Here is a 15878-nt window from a genome sequence, read left to right as displayed (position 1 = left end):
CAGTTATTCCTCGATCTCATTCAGGTTGCGCCCGGCCAACGCGGCTTTTACCGTCGAATCAAGGCGGCGGGCTGCAAAAGCATCGGTCACCTGCGACAGACGCTTGGTCTGCTGCTCGATGGCTGCGCCATCGGTGCCGTTCATCAATTCACGCAACTCGTGCATCTGATGCTCGATCGCCAGACGCTCTTCGGCGCTGAGCAAACGGTCACCATCGACATCCAGGGCGCCTTGCACCGCCTCGATCAGGCGCTGAGCATCGACCTGGTGCTCGCGCAACTGACGGGCGGTCTTGTCGAAGCCGGCATGCTCGAAGGAGTCCTTGAGCATGCGGGCGATCTCACCGTCGGTCAGACCGTAGGACGGCTTGACCTGAATGCTGGCCTCGACACCCGAACCCAGTTCACGGGCCGCCACGCTGAGCAGGCCATCGGCGTCGACCTGGAAGGTCACACGGATTTTTGCGGCACCGGCAACCATGGCCGGGATGCCACGCAGCTCGAAACGCGCCAGGGAACGGCAGTCGCTGATCAGCTCACGCTCGCCCTGCAGCACATGAATCATCATGGCTGTCTGGCCGTCTTTGTAGGTGGTGAACTCCTGAGCGCGTGCCACCGGGATCGTGGTGTTGCGCGGAATCACCTTTTCCATCAGGCCGCCCATGGTCTCAAGGCCCAAGGACAGCGGGATCACGTCAAGCAGCAGCAACTCGCCGCCGTCGCGACGATTGCCGGCCAGGGTATCCGCCTGAATGGCAGCGCCAATGGCCACGACCTGATCCGGGTCGATTTCGGTCAGTGGCGTACGCCCAAACAGTGCGCCAACCGCCTCGCGCACACGCGGCACGCGGGTCGAGCCGCCGACCATTACCACGGCCCCGACTTCGTCCAGCTCAATGCCACTGTCGCGCACCGCACGACGGCAAGCCTTGAGGCTGCGTGCGACCATCGGCTCAATCAGCGCATCAAACGCTTCGCGGGTCAGCTCAGCCTGCCATTGGCCGTAAGCCACCGGCACGCTGTCGGCCGTGGTCAGGGCTTCCTTGGCGGCACACGCCGTTTGCAGCAGTTGGCGCTGCGCGCCCGGATCAAGGTCAGCCGACAGGCCGGCCTGCTCAACGATCCAGCTGGCAATGGCGTGATCGAAATCGTCGCCGCCCAGGGCACTGTCGCCGCCGGTAGCCAGCACCTCAAACACACCGCCGGTCAGGCGCAGGATGGAAATATCGAAGGTACCGCCACCCAGGTCATAGATGGCCACCAGGCCTTCGGCATTCTGGTCCAGGCCATAAGCCACCGCGGCCGCGGTTGGCTCGTTGAGCAGGCGCAATACATTGAGGCCCGCCAGCTTGGCGGCGTCCTTGGTGGCCTGGCGCTGAGCGTCGTCGAAATACGCTGGCACGGTGATCACCGCACCCACCAGTTCACCCCCGAGGGTGTCTTCAGCACGCTGGCGCAGCACGCGCAGGATCTCGGCCGAAACCTCTACAGGGCTTTTCGCACCCTGCACGGTATCGATGAACGGCATGTGCGATTCACCGCCGACAAAGCGGTAAGGCAGTTGATCACCCAACTGTTTGACATCCGCCAGGCCACGCCCCATCAGGCGCTTGACCGACAATACGGTATTGAGCGGGTCGCTGGAGGCAGCCGCCTTGGCTGAATGCCCGACCTCGACGCGGTCAGCGTGGTAACGCACCGCAGACGGCAGGATAACCCGACCTTCGGAGTCGGCCAGTGGTTCGGAAAGACCGCTGCGCAGCGCAGCGACCAGCGAATTGGTGGTGCCAAGGTCGATGCCCACCGCCAGACGACGCTGGTGGGGCTGAGGGCTCTGACCGGGTTCAGCGATCTGCAGTAGGGCCATGCTTATTCGGGTACCAGAGGGGCCGCCAGGGCGGCACCGGGTTAATCGTCGAGGCGCTCTTCCAACTGGCGCACTTCGTAGGCGAGCTTGTCGAGGAACTGCATGCGGCGCATCAGGCGCTCGGCCTGCTCACGCTGCGCAGCCACATCCCAGCAAGCGGCGAAGTCCTCATTGAGGGCCTCCTGAGCAACTTTCAAGCGGTGCTTGAAGGCTGCCACGCCCTCGAGGTCGGCACTGTCCTGCAAGTCTTCGAGCTCCTCGCGCCACTGCATCTGCTGCAGCAGGAACTGAGGGTCGTGGACGGTGACTTCCTGCGGCACTTCATGGCCGCCGATCGCCAACAGGTAACGGGCACGGCGCGGCGCGCTCTTGAGCGTCTGGTAGGCTTCGTTGAGGCCAGCCGAACGCTCCAGCGCCAAGCGCTGCTCGCGCTCGGAAGCATCGGCGAAGCGGTCCGGATGGACCTCGCGGGCCAGCTCGCGATAACGCGCGGCCAACTTGTCGAGGTCCAGGCGGAAGCCAGGTTGCAGGTCAAACAGGGCGAAATGACAAGGAGTACCCACAATCTGCCTCAAACGTTGAAGCTTTCGCCGCAGCCACACTCACCGCGCACGTTGGGGTTGTTGAACTTGAAGCCTTCGTTCAACCCTTCCTTGACGAAATCGAGCTCGGTACCGTCAAGGTAAACCAGGCTTTTCGGGTCGATGATCACCTTCACGCCATGGCTTTCGAAGACCTGGTCCTCACTGCCCTGCTCGTCGACGAACTCCAGCACGTAGGCCAGACCGGAGCAGCCGGTGGTACGTACGCCCAGGCGAATACCTTCACCCTTGCCACGTCCTTCGAGGGAGCGCCGCACATGGTTGGCGGCGGCTTCTGTCATGCTGATAGCCATCGGAACTCCTTAACCTGCAACAAGCGACTTAGAGCAAGCCTTTCTTCTGCTTGTAATCACGAACGGCCGCCTTGATGGCGTCTTCGGCGAGTACCGAGCAGTGGATTTTAACCGGCGGCAGCGCCAGTTCTTCAGCCAGCTGAGTGTTCTTGATGGTTTCAGCCTCGTCCAGTGTCTTGCCCTTCATCCACTCAGTGGCCAGGGAGCTGGAAGCGATAGCCGAACCGCAGCCATAGGTCTTGAACTTGGCGTCTTCGATAACACCCTGCTCGTTGACCTTGATCTGCAGGCGCATGACGTCGCCGCACGCAGGTGCGCCAACCATGCCGGTACCGACATCCGGGTCCTCGGCATTCATCTTGCCGACGTTACGCGGGTTTTCGTAATGGTCGATGACCTTTTCACTGTATGCCATGGTGCAATTCCTTCCTCATCAGAGAGCCGCTCTTGCTGGCGACTACTTAGTGCGCAGCCCACTCGATCTTGGAGATGTCGACGCCGTCTTTGTACATGTCCCACAGCGGCGACAATTCGCGCAGCTTGGTAACTGCCTCGCACACTTTCTGCGCGGCGTAGTCGATTTCTTCTTCAGTGCTGAAGCGACCGAAGGTGAAACGGATAGAACTGTGTGCCAGCTCGTCGTTGCGGCCCAGGGCGCGCAGCACGTAGGACGGCTCCAGCGAGGCCGAGGTGCAGGCCGAACCGGACGAAACGGCCAGGTCCTTGAGCGCCATGATCAGCGACTCGCCTTCGACGTAGTTGAAGCTCAGGTTCAGGTTGTGCGGTACGCGGGCGGTCATGCTGCCGTTGACGTACAGCTCTTCCAGGCCTTCGACCTGCTTGAAGAACCGCTCGCTCAGGGCCTTGATACGCTGGTTTTCGCTGGCCATTTCCTGCTTGGCGATGGCAAAGGCTTCACCCATGCCGACGATCTGGTGGGTGGCCAGGGTGCCGGAACGCATGCCACGCTCGTGACCGCCACCGTGCATGGTGGCTTCCAGGCGTACGCGAGGCTTGCGGCTGACGTACAGCGCGCCGATACCTTTAGGGCCGTAGGTCTTGTGGGCCGAGAAGGACATCAGGTCGACCTTCAGCTTCTGCAGGTCGATTTCGACCTTGCCAGTGGACTGGGCCGCGTCGACATGGAACAGCACGCCACGGGAGCGGGTCAGCTCACCGATGGCGGCGATGTCGTTGATGGTGCCGATTTCGTTGTTCACGTGCATGACCGAAACCAGGATGGTGTCGTCACGCAGTGCCGCTTCAACCATGGCCGGGGTAATCAGGCCGTCTTCACCGGGCTCGATGTAGGTGACTTCAAAACCTTCACGCTCCAGTTGGCGCATGGTGTCCAGGACCGCCTTGTGCTCGATCTTGGAGGTGATGAGGTGCTTGCCCTTGGTCGAATAGAAGTGCGCGACACCCTTGATTGCCAGGTTGTCGGACTCGGTGGCACCGCTGGTCCAGACAATTTCCCGCGGATCGGCATTGACCAGGTCAGCAACCTGGCGACGAGCATTTTCGACCGACTCTTCGGCTTTCCAGCCAAAAACATGGGAGCGCGAGGCCGGGTTACCGAAGTTTCCGTCGACCAGCAGGCACTCGCTCATTTTCTGCGCGACGCGTGGGTCGACCGGCGTGGTCGCGGAGTAATCGAGGTAGATCGGCAACTTCATTGAATATCTCCTATCAGGCGGTCGCGTCGCGCGTCGAAACGGTCATTCGACGGCGGACGTCTCAATCTTGTCCAGCTGCGGTGTCCGGCCTGCGATTCGACGCAAGTCCTGACGCTGGGCGACCTCTTGTACGTCACTGCGAGTGACAAGGTCAGCCAGGCTGATACCGCTGAGGAATTCGTGAATCTGCTGGCTGAGATCGCACCACAGGTGGTGAGTCAGGCAGGTATCGCCGGCGTGGCAATCACCCAGGCCCTGGCAGCGCGTAGCATCGACCGATTCATTGACCGCATCGATAACTTGCGCGACTTGAATGCTCCCCATGTCTCGCGACAGCTGATAGCCACCGCCCGGACCGCGCACACTGGAAACCAGACTGCTACGACGCAGCTTGGCAAACAGCTGCTCCAGATAAGAGAGGGAAATGCCTTGGCGCTCGGAAATGTCGGCCAGGGACACCGGCCCATGCTGCGCGTGCAATGCCAGGTCGAGCATGGCGGTCACGGCGTATCGGCCTTTTGTAGTCAGTCGCATGGCTAGTAGGTACCACGGAGTTACGGGATGTGAGCGAGTATGCTATTCCCGAGCATTTAAGTCAACTATAAGACCTAGTGCTTTAGTCGGGATTGAGCCTGAACGGCGGCCGAATAATAGCAAAGTCGGGGCGTGAGCACACGCCCCTTCTGTCAATGCGTCGCGGCGTCGCTACGCGGCTCGGCCTTGACCTCGGCAAAGTCCTCGTCGCGCAAGGCAGGCAGCTCCTTGGCACAGTAGTCACTGCCCAGGTTTTTCAAGGCACCGCACATGTCCTCCAGGCGCCCATCCACCGCATGCAGGTGATCAAGCAACTGACCAATGGCGCGCGCGACCGGGTCTGGCATGTCTTCGCTGACGCCGTAGGCATCAAACATGGCCTTGCGCTTGGCTTCCTGCTCGGCATCGGTCTTGACGATGATGCGCCCCGGAATACCTACCGCCGTGGCACCGGCCGGCACGGCCTTGGTCACGACGGCGTTGGAGCCGATCTTGGCCCCGGCACCCACCGTGAACGGGCCGAGCACCTTGGCACCAGCACCCACGACCACGCCATCTTCCAGCGTGGGGTGGCGCTTACCCTTGTTCCAGCTGGTACCGCCAAGCGTCACGCCCTGGTACAGGGTGACATCGTTGCCGATCTCGGCCGTCTCGCCAATCACGATACCCATACCGTGATCGATGAAGAAACGCCGCCCCACCTTGGCCCCCGGGTGAATTTCGATGCCGGTCAGCCAACGACCGAAGTTCGACACCAACCGCGCCAGCCACTTCCACTCCCGCACCCACAGGGCATGCGCTGCACGGTGCAGCCAGATTGCGTGCATACCCGGGTAGCAGGTCAGCACCTCAAAGGCATTGCGCGCCGCCGGATCACGGTGGAAAACGCTCTGGATATCTTCACGCAGACGCTCGAACATCTATTGATCCTTCCGCTTATGCGGCTCGCCACGGGCCACTTTCTGGGTTTCCGTGAGGATGCCGCGCAAAATACTCATTTCCGAACGATTCACCGAACTACGCCCATACAGTCGGCGCAAGCGCGACATCAGGTGCTTGGGCTTCTCCGGGTCGAGAAAACCGATCTCGACCAGGGTCTTTTCCAAATGCTCGTAGAACAGCTCCATCTCATCCATGGTCGCCAGCTCGCCACTGCGCACCGACGCCACTTCGACTTTCTCGACTTTCGAGGGCCGCCCCTCGACGGCCAGCCATGCCATGCGCACCTCATAGGCGAGCACCTGCACGGCGGCCCCAAGGTTCAGCGAACTGAAGTCGGGGTTGGACGGGATATGCACGTGATAATGACATCGCTGCAGCTCGTCGTTGGTCAGGCCGGAGTGCTCACGCCCGAACACCAGGGCGACTTCAGCACCCTGCCCGGCATCCTCGACTACCTTCGCGCCACACTCACGCGGGTCGAGCATCGGCCAGGGGATGCGCCGATCACGGGCACTGGTACCGATCACCAACGTACAACCGACCAGCGCCTCTTCAAGCGTTGCCACCACCTGGGCACCCGCCAGCACGTCATCGGCACCCGATGCACGGGCACTGGCTTCGTGGGAGGGGAAATGGAGCGGATCGACCAGTACCAGACGCGACAAGCCCATGTTCTTCATGGCACGCGCAGCCCCACCGATATTGCCGGGGTGGCTGGTATTGACCAGGACAACACGAATATTTTGCAGCACGGCAAGGGCTCACAGACACGGTAAAGGGGGAGCAAATCTTACAGAACCGACCGACGTTACGCTACGAAAGCAAATGTCACCCTTCTTCATAGAAAGTTTTCTGATAGAATGTTCGGCTTTCTTTAACGACCCAGGTGAAACGTCCATGCAGCCCATGCTGAATATCGCGCTGCGCGCCGCCCGCAGCGCCAGTGAACTGATTTTCCGCTCCATCGAGCGCCTGGATACCATCAAGGTTGATGAGAAGGACGCCAAGGACTACGTGTCCGAGGTCGACCGCGCCGCCGAGCAAACCATCATCGCGGCCCTGCGCAAGGCTTACCCTACCCACGCCATCTACGGCGAAGAAACCGGCCTGCACGCCGGCAGCGGCGAAGGTGAAGACTACCTGTGGATCATTGACCCACTGGACGGCACCACCAACTTCCTGCGTGGCGTACCACACTTCGCTGTCAGCATCGCCTGCAAGTACCGCGGCCGCCTGGAACACGCCGTAGTTCTGGACCCTGTCCGCCAGGAAGAATTCACCGCCAGCCGTGGCCGTGGCGCCCAACTGAACGGTCGTCGCCTGCGCGTGAGCTCCCGCACCAGCCTGGAAGGCGCACTGCTGGGCACCGGCTTCCCATTCCGTGACAACCAGATGGACAACCTGGACAACTACCTGGGCATGTTCCGCTCCCTGGTTGGCCAGACCGCAGGCATCCGCCGCGCTGGCGCCGCCAGCCTCGACCTGGCCTATGTGGCCGCAGGTCGTTTCGATGCGTTCTGGGAGTCGGGCCTGTCTGAATGGGACATGGCTGCTGGCACCCTGCTGATTCAAGAAGCGGGCGGCCTGGTGAGCGACTTCACCGGCGGTCACGACTTCCTGGAAAAAGGCCACATCGTTGCCGGCAACATCAAGTGCTTCAAGGCGGTACTGACGGCCATCCAGCCGCACCTGCCGGCCTCGCTGAAACGCTGAGTTCCAGCCAAGCAACAAGGCTAACGACAAAGCCCCTGACCGAAAGGCCAGGGGCTTTTTATTTGAGCGCTGATCACTGGCAAGCCAGTGTCACATCACCCACTCACTGCCCCGCCGGAGCCTGCCCCAGAATCAGCTGGCCATTCTTGTCCAGCGGGATCTGTGAGCCCGGGTCACGATCCATGCGCACCTTGCCGACCTTGTCACCAATCGAATACTTCACGTCATAGCCCACGACCTTCTCACTCAGGTCATTGACCGTATTACAGCGCGTCTCGGTGGTGGTGTAGGTGTCTTTGTTCTGCATGTTCTCCTGCACCTTGTTACCGGCATAACCGCCACCAACCGCACCAGCCACGGTTGCAATCTTCTTGCCGGTACCACCACCGATCTGGTTGCCCAGAAGGCCACCAGCCACGGCACCAATCACGGTACCCGCAATCTGATGCTGGTCCTTGACCGGCGCCTGGCGGGTTACCGCGACATCCTTACAGACTTCCCGTGGCGTCTTGATGGTTTGCTTGACCGGCTGAACCCCAAGCACCTGAGCATACTCAGGCCCATGGTTCACCAATTTGTAGGTTGCTACGGCACCCCCGGCAGTCACACCGACAGCACCCAGTACCGCACCCACCAGCATCGACTTGTTCACGTGAAACCTCCAGACCGTACAGACGGGTTATCGCCCGTGCTTCTCCTAGCCTTGGAGCATAAAAAAAGGCGCGAGTTCAACACTCGCGCCTATTGGGGACCACTGACCGGGTAAACGGCGTATTTACGGACGCTCGTCCACTTCCTCGGCTTTCACCGGTGGAATCAGGTCTTCGCTGCTCAGGTTCAACCAGATCAACACCACGTTGGCGATGTAGATCGAGGAGTAAGTACCCGCCAGAACACCGATGAACAGTGCAATGGAGAAGCCGAACAGGTTGTCACCACCGAAGAACAGCAGCGCCGCAATCGCCAGCAAGGTCGAAACCGAGGTGGCCACGGTACGCAGCAGGGTCTGGGTGGTGGAGATGTTGACGTTCTCGATCAGCGAAGCCTTGCGCAGTACGCGGAAGTTCTCACGTACCCGGTCAAAGACCACGATGGTGTCGTTGAGCGAGTAACCAATGATCGCCAGAACTGCCGCCAGCACCGTCAGGTCGAAGGTGATCTGGAAAAACGACAGGATACCCAGGGTCACAACCACGTCGTGGATCAGCGACACAATTGCACCGACCGCGAACTTCCACTGAAAACGGAAGGCCAGGTAGATCATGATGCCGCCCAGTGCCAGCAGCATGCCGAGGCCGCCCTGGTCACGCAGCTCTTCACCTACCTGCGGGCCGACGAACTCGACACGCTTGACCACGGCCGGGTTGTCGCCACTGACCTTGCGCAGCGCCTCGGCAACGCGGTTGCCCAGTTGCGGATCATCGCCCGGCATACGCACCAACAGATCGGTGGTAGCGCCAAAGCTCTGCACCACGGCATCGCCGAAGCCAGCCTTGACCAGCTCCTCGCGCACCTTGCCCAAATCAGCCGGCTTTTCGTAGGTCAGCTCGATGAGCGTACCGCCGGTGAAATCCAGACCAAAGTTCAAGCCCTTGTGGAACCAGCTGAACAAGGCCAGTACGGTAAGGAGCATGGTGACGGCGAACGCAACGTTGCGCACGCCCATGAAGTTAATGGTACGTAACATGGCAGCCCCTTAAACCCACAACTTCTTGAAGTCACGCCCACCAAAGATCAGGTTGACCATTGCGCGGGTCACCATGATGGCTGTGAACATCGAGGTAAAAATCCCGAGGGACATGGTCACCGCAAAGCCTTTGACCGGCCCGGTACCCATGGCGAACAGGATGCCGCCGACCAACAGGGTGGTCAGGTTGGCGTCGAGAATCGCGGTGTAGGCACGGTCGAAACCTTCATGGATCGCACGCTGAACCGACATGCCGTTAGCCAGCTCTTCGCGAATCCGCGAGAAGATCAGCACGTTGGCGTCAACCGCCATACCCATGGTCAGTACGATACCAGCGATACCCGGCAGGGTCAGGGTAGCACCCAGCACCGACATCAGGGCCAACAGCAGCACCATGTTGCCTGCCAGTGCCACGGTAGCGATCACACCGAAGAAGCGGTAAATGGCAATGATGAACAGCGAGACGAACAGCATGCCCCACAGCGACGCATCGATACCCTTGGTGATGTTGTCCGCACCCAGGCTTGGGCCAATGGTACGTTCCTCAGCAAAGTACATCGGCGCAGCCAGGCCACCGGCACGCAGCAGCAGGGCCAGTTCCGACGATTCGCCCTGGCCGTTCAGGCCGGTAATGCGGAATTGGCTACCCAGCGGCGACTGAATGGTCGCCAGGCTGATGATGCGCTTCTCTTCCTTGAAGGTCTGGATGGCAACGTCTTTCTCGACACCATTGACGACCTGCTTCTCGTAGCGAGTGGTCGGCTTCTGCTCGATGAAGATCACCGCCATGCTGCGACCGACGTTGCTACGGGTCGCGCGGCTCATCAGCTCGCCACCGTGGCCATCCAGACGGATGTTCACCTGCGGGCGGCCATGCTCGTCGAAGCTTGCCTGGGCGTCGGTTACCTGGTCACCGGTGATGATCAGGCCACGCTCAACCGCAGCTGGCGGACGACCGCCTTCACGGAACTCGAAGGATTCGGTGGTGGCTTTCGAGGCACCCGGCTCTGCACCCAGGCGGAACTCGAGGTTGGCGGTCTTGCCGAGAATACGCTTGGCTTCAGCGGTGTCCTGCACGCCCGGCAGCTCCACCACGATGCGGTTGGCACCCTGGCGCTGAACCAGTGGCTCGGCAACACCCAGCTCGTTGACGCGGTTACGTACCGTGGTCAAGTTCTGCTTGATGGAGTACTCACGAATCTCGATCAGCTTGGCCGGCGAAATCGACAGGCCCAATACGGCCATGTCGTTACGCTCGCTTGGCGTAAGCTCGAAATCGTTGAAATTCTTGCGGATCAGGGCACGTGCCTGCTCGCGGGTTGCATCGTCAGCGAAGCCCAACTGAATGCTGCCGTCTTGTTGCGGCAGGCTGCGGTAGCGCACACGCTCTTTACGCAGCAGGGTTTTGACTTCACCTTCATACACTTTCAGGCGTGCGGTAATGGCTTTGTCCATGTCCACTTCCAGCAGGAAGTGCACACCACCGGACAAGTCCAGACCCAGCTTCATTGGGCTTGCACCCAACTTGCGCAACCATTGCGGAGTGGTTTGAGCCAGGTTCAGCGCCACGACGTAATCGTCACCCAGCGCCTTGCGCACCACGTCCTTGGCAGGCAACTGGTCTTCCTGCTTGGTCAAACGCAGCAGGCCACCCTTGCCCTTCTCACCCAGGCTCGCGCCCTTGACCTGAATACCGGCATCGCTCAACGCTTTGCTGGCACGATCCAGATCGGCCTGGCCAACCTGCAGCGCAGTACTTGCACCGCTGATTTGAACAGCCGGATCGTCAGGGTAGAGGTTGGGAGCGGAATAAATGAAACCGACCGCCAGCACCAGCACGATCAGCGCGTATTTCCATAAAGGGTATTTGTTCAGCATCACGCCGCCCGTTCAAGAGACGGGGCGCCTTGCGCGCCCCGTCGATTGGTAAAAGACTTAAACTTAGATCGCCTTGAGCGTGCCTTTTGGCAGGGTCGCAGCAACGGCGCCCTTCTGGAACTTCAGCTCAACCGAGTCGGACACTTCGAGCACTACGAAGTCATCGGCAACTTTGACGATCTTGCCGGCGATACCGCCGTTGGTAACAACTTCGTCACCCTTCTGCAGATTGCTCAGCAGATTCTTCTGCTCTTTGGCACGCTTGGCCTGTGGGCGCCAGATCATCAGGTAGAAGATGACCAGGAAACCTACCAGGAAAATCCACTCAAAACCGGTACCGGCAGGGCCAGCAGCGGCAGGGGCAGCGGCGTCCGCGTATGCGGCAGGAATCAGAAAGCTCATTTAGCACTCCAGTTGCGAAATAGTACTTGTAAGGGTCGGCAAAACATCAATCCAAAGGCGGCACAGGTAGCCCGCGCTTGGCGTAGAAGGCATCAACGAAAGCGGCCAATGTACCTTGTTGAATAGCCTCGCGCAAACCAGCCATCAAGCGCTGGTAATGTCGCAAGTTATGGATGGTATTCAACATGCTACCCAGCATTTCGCCGCATTTATCCAGATGATGCAAATAAGCGCGGGAGAAGTTCTGGCAGGTGTAGCAATCACAGGTTGGGTCCAGCGGCGAATCATCATGGCGATGGAACGCATTGCGGATTTTAAGCACGCCTGTATCGACAAACAGATGACCGTTGCGCGCGTTGCGCGTAGGCATCACGCAATCGAACATGTCGACGCCGCGGCGCACACCCTCAACGAGATCTTCCGGCTTGCCTACCCCCATAAGGTAACGAGGTTTGTCAGCAGGCATCTGCCCTGGCAGGTAATCCAGCACCTTGATCATTTCATGCTTCGGCTCGCCCACCGACAAGCCACCGATGGCCAGGCCGTCGAAGCCGATCTTGTCCAGGCCTTCCAGCGACCGCATGCGCAGGTCCTGGTGCATGCCGCCCTGAACGATACCGAACAACGCCGCAGTGCTGTCGCCATGGGCGTTCTTCGAGCGCTGTGCCCAACGCAGCGACAGCTCCATCGATACCCGTGCCACGTCTTCATCGGCCGGGTACGGGGTGCACTCGTCGAAGATCATCACGATGTCCGAGCCCAGGTCGCGCTGAACCTGCATCGACTCTTCCGGGCCCATGAACACCTTGGAGCCGTCTACCGGCGAGGCGAAGGTCACGCCCTCTTCCTTGATCTTGCGCATGGCGCCCAGGCTGAACACCTGGAAACCACCGGAGTCGGTGAGGATCGGGCCTTTCCACTGCATGAAGTCGTGCAGGTCGCCATGGGCCTTGATGACCTCGGTACCCGGGCGCAGCCACAGGTGGAAGGTGTTGCCGAGGATGATCTGCGCACCAATCGCCTCGATATCCCGCGGCAGCATGCCCTTGACCGTGCCATAGGTGCCCACCGGCATGAACGCCGGGGTATCCACCACGCCACGGGGGAAGGTCAACCGACCCCGACGGGCCTTGCCGTCGGTAGCCAGCAACTCAAAGGACATACGACAGGTGCGACTCATGCTTGATCCTCGGGCCCACGTGGCGCCGGATTGCGGGTGATGAACATGGCATCACCGTAACTGAAGAAGCGGTAACCGTTTTCCACCGCGGCCTTGTAGGCAGCCATGGTTTCCGGGTAACCGGCGAAGGCCGAAACCAGCATCAGCAGCGTGGACTCGGGCAGATGGAAGTTGGTGACCAGGGCATCGACCACATGAAACGGCCGGCCCGGGAAGATAAAGATGTCGGTGTCGCCGCTGAACGGCTTGAGCACGCCATCGCGCGCGGCGCTTTCCAGCGAACGCACACTGGTGGTGCCCACCGCCACCACCCGACCGCCACGCGCACGGCAGGCGGCAACGGCGTCGACCACGTCCTGGCTGACCTCCAGCCACTCTTTATGCATATGGTGGTCTTCGATGCGCTCTACCCGCACCGGCTGGAAGGTGCCCGCCCCTACGTGCAAGGTAACGAATGCCGTGTCGACGCCCTTGGCGGCGATCTTCGCCAGCAGGTCTTCATCGAAATGCAGGCCAGCGGTTGGCGCGGCCACCGCACCGGCACGCTCGGCGTACACGGTTTGATAACGCTCGCGGTCGGCACCTTCATCCGGGCGGTCGATATACGGCGGCAGCGGCATATGCCCGACGCGGTCGAGCAGCGGCAACACCTCTTCGGCGAAACGCAGCTCGAACAACGTATCGTGGCGCGCGACCATCTCGGCCTCACCGCCGCCGTCGATCACAATCTGCGAACCGGGCTTGGGCGACTTGCTGGAGCGCACATGGGCCAGCACGCGGTGGCTGTCCAGCACACGCTCGACCAGAATCTCCAGCTTGCCGCCGGAGGCCTTCTGGCCAAACAGCCGCGCCGGGATCACCCGGGTATTGTTGAACACCATCAGATCGCCCGGGCGCAGGTGCTCGAGCAAATCGGTGAATTGCCGGTGCGCCAATGCCCCTGTTGGCCCGTCGAGGGTCAACAGCCGGCTACTGCGGCGCTCGGCCAAAGGATGGCGGGCGATCAGGGAATCAGGGAGCTCAAAAGAAAAATCGGCGACGCGCATGATGGTGTTCGGTTTGACAGGGCCGGAAAGTTTAGCGGAATCGACAAAAATTCACCATGAAAGCTGATTGACCAACGGTAGGCACCTCTTTATACTCCGCGTCCACAAGCCCTGATGGCGGAATTGGTAGACGCGGCGGATTCAAAATCCGTTTTCGAAAGGAGTGGGAGTTCGAGTCTCCCTCGGGGCACCAAACAGCAGTAACTGAACGGTTCTACCAACCTTCAGATCCAGAAAAACCGGCCAATTGAGCCGGTTTTTTTGTGCCTGCGCTACGCCGATGCCTGCCTGCGGACTCAAGGAAGAACCACCATGGGGCTGACCAGCACGATATCCCTCTATGACAGCCGATGGCCTGCCCTCTTTCTCACTGCCAAAGAGCAGATCAAGGCAGCGTTCGGCGCTGAGCTTGTTGCCATCCACCATGTCGGAAGCACCGCTGTTCCAGGGCTTGCAGCCAAGCCCGAGATTGACCTTCTCATTGAAGTTTCGGCGCACCTGAACGAAGCCCGCCGAGACACCATCATGCGTGAGCTCGGCTACGCACGAGGAAGTGATCTGTCCGCAGGCCACCATTTTTATCGCCGCGATGTTGATGGCATACGAACCCATAAGGCCCACGTTTGCCTCACAGGCCATCGCCAAATAGAACGCATGCTTCGCTTCCGGGATCGCCTCAGGCACGACCCCGTTCTTCGCCAGCAGTATCAAGACTTGAAACTTGAGCTGGAAGCCAGCAACACCGGCGGCATCGGTGAATACCTGGCAAAGAAGGCGCCTTTTATCGACGGAGTAATGGGGGCGGCCTAGGAGGCAGCTTCCTGATGCGTAGTCGAATACGACTAGAAACACGCGATTACTTCAGACCTTCCCTCGTCTTAACATATGTTCGATGATGGTCCCTGCGCATATATATAACTATGGCGCCTATGTCTTTCTGAGTGCCCCAATGACTGGCTGAATAGACATGACCTACCGTGTCCCTACACGGTAATGAAGGCAGGCTGTTTGCACATGACGAGATTGTTCACGCGCACATTGATATCGAGCTTTGACGTACCAATATCAAATTGGTAGTACACCTTCCATAACATCATAGCCCGACGACCTGTGGTGCAGAACTTTAAGAGTTTGGCCTTGCATGTTGCCTCGTAAAAAGTGCCAGCGAGCATGCGCGCAGGGCTTGCTCCCGGATCCTTCGACTGGCATGGACAGTGAGACAGGAACACCTCTGCTTTTAATGGCGGACGCCCGCGCAAGGTGATGAAGTTCTGTACACATTCATCAAAATGCTCAATCAATAACTCTTCCGCATGACGGTTTTCAAATTCAACCTGCCGTCGCGCCACAAGATCCAATGCAGCCGGCAACATAGCCCTGTACTTCTCTTCGTATTGATCGGTTGTTGGCGTTCTGCCGAGCAATTGAGCATGCAGTTTTATTTTACTATCTACCGAACTACTAGCTACCTGATCGCGCGATTGCCGACTGACAAACACATAGTAACGCGCCCCCTCCAGGCTCAGAACCAAGCCAATGGCACCAGGCCGCTTCCGAAGGTAGAGTGCTTCGGTAAGTGTGTCTCGATAAACCAACATTCGCACCTTCCTTTTCAATAAACAAGCAAAAAAATTGTAGCCAGTTCAATTCAGCAAAATCTGATACGGCCACTCTGCCTTGCTCGTCTCTCAGGGATTTTTTATTTACCTATAAAAATACAGAATCTTTGATTGCGCAATGCCGAGCACTCCTATCTGAGCGTAGGAGGTTTCTGGTTATTACTGTGCAACACTTGCTTTCTGACATAAAATTGCAGGCACTGTTAATTCTTTATTTAAATACGCCGCATGACTTTTCCTATTACAGAACGTACTGATTCTGGGTGCAAGCCAAAGTACTTTCCCGCACTATCGGCAGATAATCCGGACATAAGGTGAATGCTCTGCAGCTACCTGTGGTGTTGGAGATGTTGCGAGTAAGGCTGTGAGACTTTCCCAGCTTCGCCTTCCACACACTCTCCAAGGACGACACACCAGGCCGTGCTCTTCTAGACTCAATA

The 15878-nt window shown here is 59.5% G+C and carries 17 protein-coding genes and 1 tRNA gene; 3 read left to right on the top strand and 15 right to left on the bottom strand.

Translation table 11 applies throughout. The annotated features are described in order from the left end of the window. Positions 1–3: 3 nt before the first annotated feature. From hscA to trmJ, 8 genes are all read right to left on the bottom strand, one after another. Positions 4–1866 carry a Fe-S protein assembly chaperone HscA gene (gene hscA, locus ACZ9H3_RS19685; protein WP_065761355.1) on the bottom strand — a complete coding sequence of 621 codons (1863 nt, stop codon included), beginning with the start codon at positions 1864–1866 and terminating at the stop codon, positions 4–6. 41 nt (positions 1867–1907) lie between these two features. Then, complete coding sequence (hscB, locus tag ACZ9H3_RS19680) at positions 1908–2429, bottom strand: co-chaperone HscB (RefSeq protein ID WP_065761354.1); 522 nt, start codon at positions 2427–2429, stop codon at positions 1908–1910. Between the two features lie 8 nt (positions 2430–2437). Then, positions 2438–2761, bottom strand: a complete 324-nt coding sequence (iscA, locus tag ACZ9H3_RS19675; RefSeq protein WP_065761353.1) for an iron-sulfur cluster assembly protein IscA — start codon at positions 2759–2761, stop codon at positions 2438–2440. 28 nt (positions 2762–2789) lie between these two features. After that, positions 2790–3176, bottom strand: a complete 387-nt coding sequence (iscU, locus tag ACZ9H3_RS19670) for a Fe-S cluster assembly scaffold IscU (protein WP_002552476.1) — start codon at positions 3174–3176, stop codon at positions 2790–2792. Between the two features lie 46 nt (positions 3177–3222). Further along, a complete protein-coding gene (locus ACZ9H3_RS19665; RefSeq protein ID WP_065761352.1) occupies positions 3223–4437 on the bottom strand; it encodes an IscS subfamily cysteine desulfurase in 1215 nt (404 codons plus the stop codon). A gap of 42 nt (positions 4438–4479) precedes the next feature. Further along, positions 4480–4971, bottom strand: coding sequence for a Fe-S cluster assembly transcriptional regulator IscR (gene iscR, locus ACZ9H3_RS19660; RefSeq protein WP_476222089.1), 492 nt, complete (start codon positions 4969–4971; stop codon positions 4480–4482). 152 nt (positions 4972–5123) lie between these two features. After that, positions 5124–5891 carry a serine O-acetyltransferase gene (gene cysE / locus ACZ9H3_RS19655; protein ID WP_065761350.1) on the bottom strand — a complete coding sequence of 256 codons (768 nt, stop codon included), beginning with the start codon at positions 5889–5891 and terminating at the stop codon, positions 5124–5126. Then, entirely contained in the window at positions 5892–6665 is a 774-nt protein-coding gene (trmJ, locus tag ACZ9H3_RS19650) for a tRNA (cytosine(32)/uridine(32)-2'-O)-methyltransferase TrmJ (RefSeq protein ID WP_454240789.1), read from the bottom strand. Positions 6666–6810: 145 nt separating this feature from the next. Between trmJ and suhB the strand changes: the two genes are divergently transcribed. Next, positions 6811–7626, top strand: coding sequence for a type III secretion system regulator SuhB (gene suhB, locus ACZ9H3_RS19645; RefSeq protein WP_065761348.1), 816 nt, complete (start codon positions 6811–6813; stop codon positions 7624–7626). A 103-nt stretch (positions 7627–7729) separates the two neighbouring features. Here suhB and ACZ9H3_RS19640 read toward each other — a convergent pair whose 3' ends face one another. The 6 genes from ACZ9H3_RS19640 to queA all read right to left on the bottom strand — a co-directional run bounded on the left by ACZ9H3_RS19640 (position 7730) and on the right by queA (position 13819). Then, positions 7730–8278 (bottom strand): glycine zipper 2TM domain-containing protein, encoded by a 549-nt coding sequence (locus ACZ9H3_RS19640; RefSeq protein WP_330522004.1) that lies wholly within the window; start codon positions 8276–8278, stop codon positions 7730–7732. Between the two features lie 123 nt (positions 8279–8401). Continuing rightward, positions 8402–9313 carry a protein translocase subunit SecF gene (gene secF / locus ACZ9H3_RS19635; protein ID WP_476222085.1) on the bottom strand — a complete coding sequence of 304 codons (912 nt, stop codon included), beginning with the start codon at positions 9311–9313 and terminating at the stop codon, positions 8402–8404. 9 nt (positions 9314–9322) lie between these two features. Next, positions 9323–11191, bottom strand: a complete 1869-nt coding sequence (gene secD, locus ACZ9H3_RS19630; protein WP_065758838.1) for a protein translocase subunit SecD — start codon at positions 11189–11191, stop codon at positions 9323–9325. 63 nt (positions 11192–11254) lie between these two features. After that, positions 11255–11593, bottom strand: coding sequence for a preprotein translocase subunit YajC (gene yajC, locus ACZ9H3_RS19625; RefSeq protein WP_065758839.1), 339 nt, complete (start codon positions 11591–11593; stop codon positions 11255–11257). 46 nt (positions 11594–11639) lie between these two features. Continuing rightward, positions 11640–12755 carry a tRNA guanosine(34) transglycosylase Tgt gene (tgt, locus tag ACZ9H3_RS19620; protein ID WP_176717408.1) on the bottom strand — a complete coding sequence of 372 codons (1116 nt, stop codon included), beginning with the start codon at positions 12753–12755 and terminating at the stop codon, positions 11640–11642. A 14-nt stretch (positions 12756–12769) separates the two neighbouring features. Next, the gene (gene queA / locus ACZ9H3_RS19615; RefSeq protein ID WP_065758841.1) at positions 12770–13819 is read right to left on the bottom strand and encodes a tRNA preQ1(34) S-adenosylmethionine ribosyltransferase-isomerase QueA; all 1050 of its coding nucleotides are present in this window, start codon (positions 13817–13819) and stop codon (positions 12770–12772) included. Between the two features lie 108 nt (positions 13820–13927). On the opposite strand from queA, the gene ACZ9H3_RS19610 reads away from it, so the two are divergent. Both ACZ9H3_RS19610 and ACZ9H3_RS19605 read left to right on the top strand, forming a co-directional pair. Next, positions 13928–14012 (top strand) — tRNA-Leu (locus ACZ9H3_RS19610). Between the two features lie 119 nt (positions 14013–14131). Next, positions 14132–14629: a GrpB family protein gene (locus ACZ9H3_RS19605; RefSeq protein ID WP_476222082.1), complete on the top strand. Its 498-nt coding sequence runs from the start codon at positions 14132–14134 to the stop codon at positions 14627–14629. A gap of 173 nt (positions 14630–14802) precedes the next feature. Here ACZ9H3_RS19605 and ACZ9H3_RS19600 read toward each other — a convergent pair whose 3' ends face one another. After that, complete coding sequence (locus tag ACZ9H3_RS19600) at positions 14803–15417, bottom strand: hypothetical protein (RefSeq protein ID WP_476222080.1); 615 nt, start codon at positions 15415–15417, stop codon at positions 14803–14805. Between the last annotated feature and the right edge of the window lie 461 nt (positions 15418–15878).

This window comes from Pseudomonas sp. TE3910, assembly GCF_056279025.1.
Note: the sequence above shows the minus strand (reverse complement) of the source record. Positions and strands in the feature narration are given on the sequence as shown.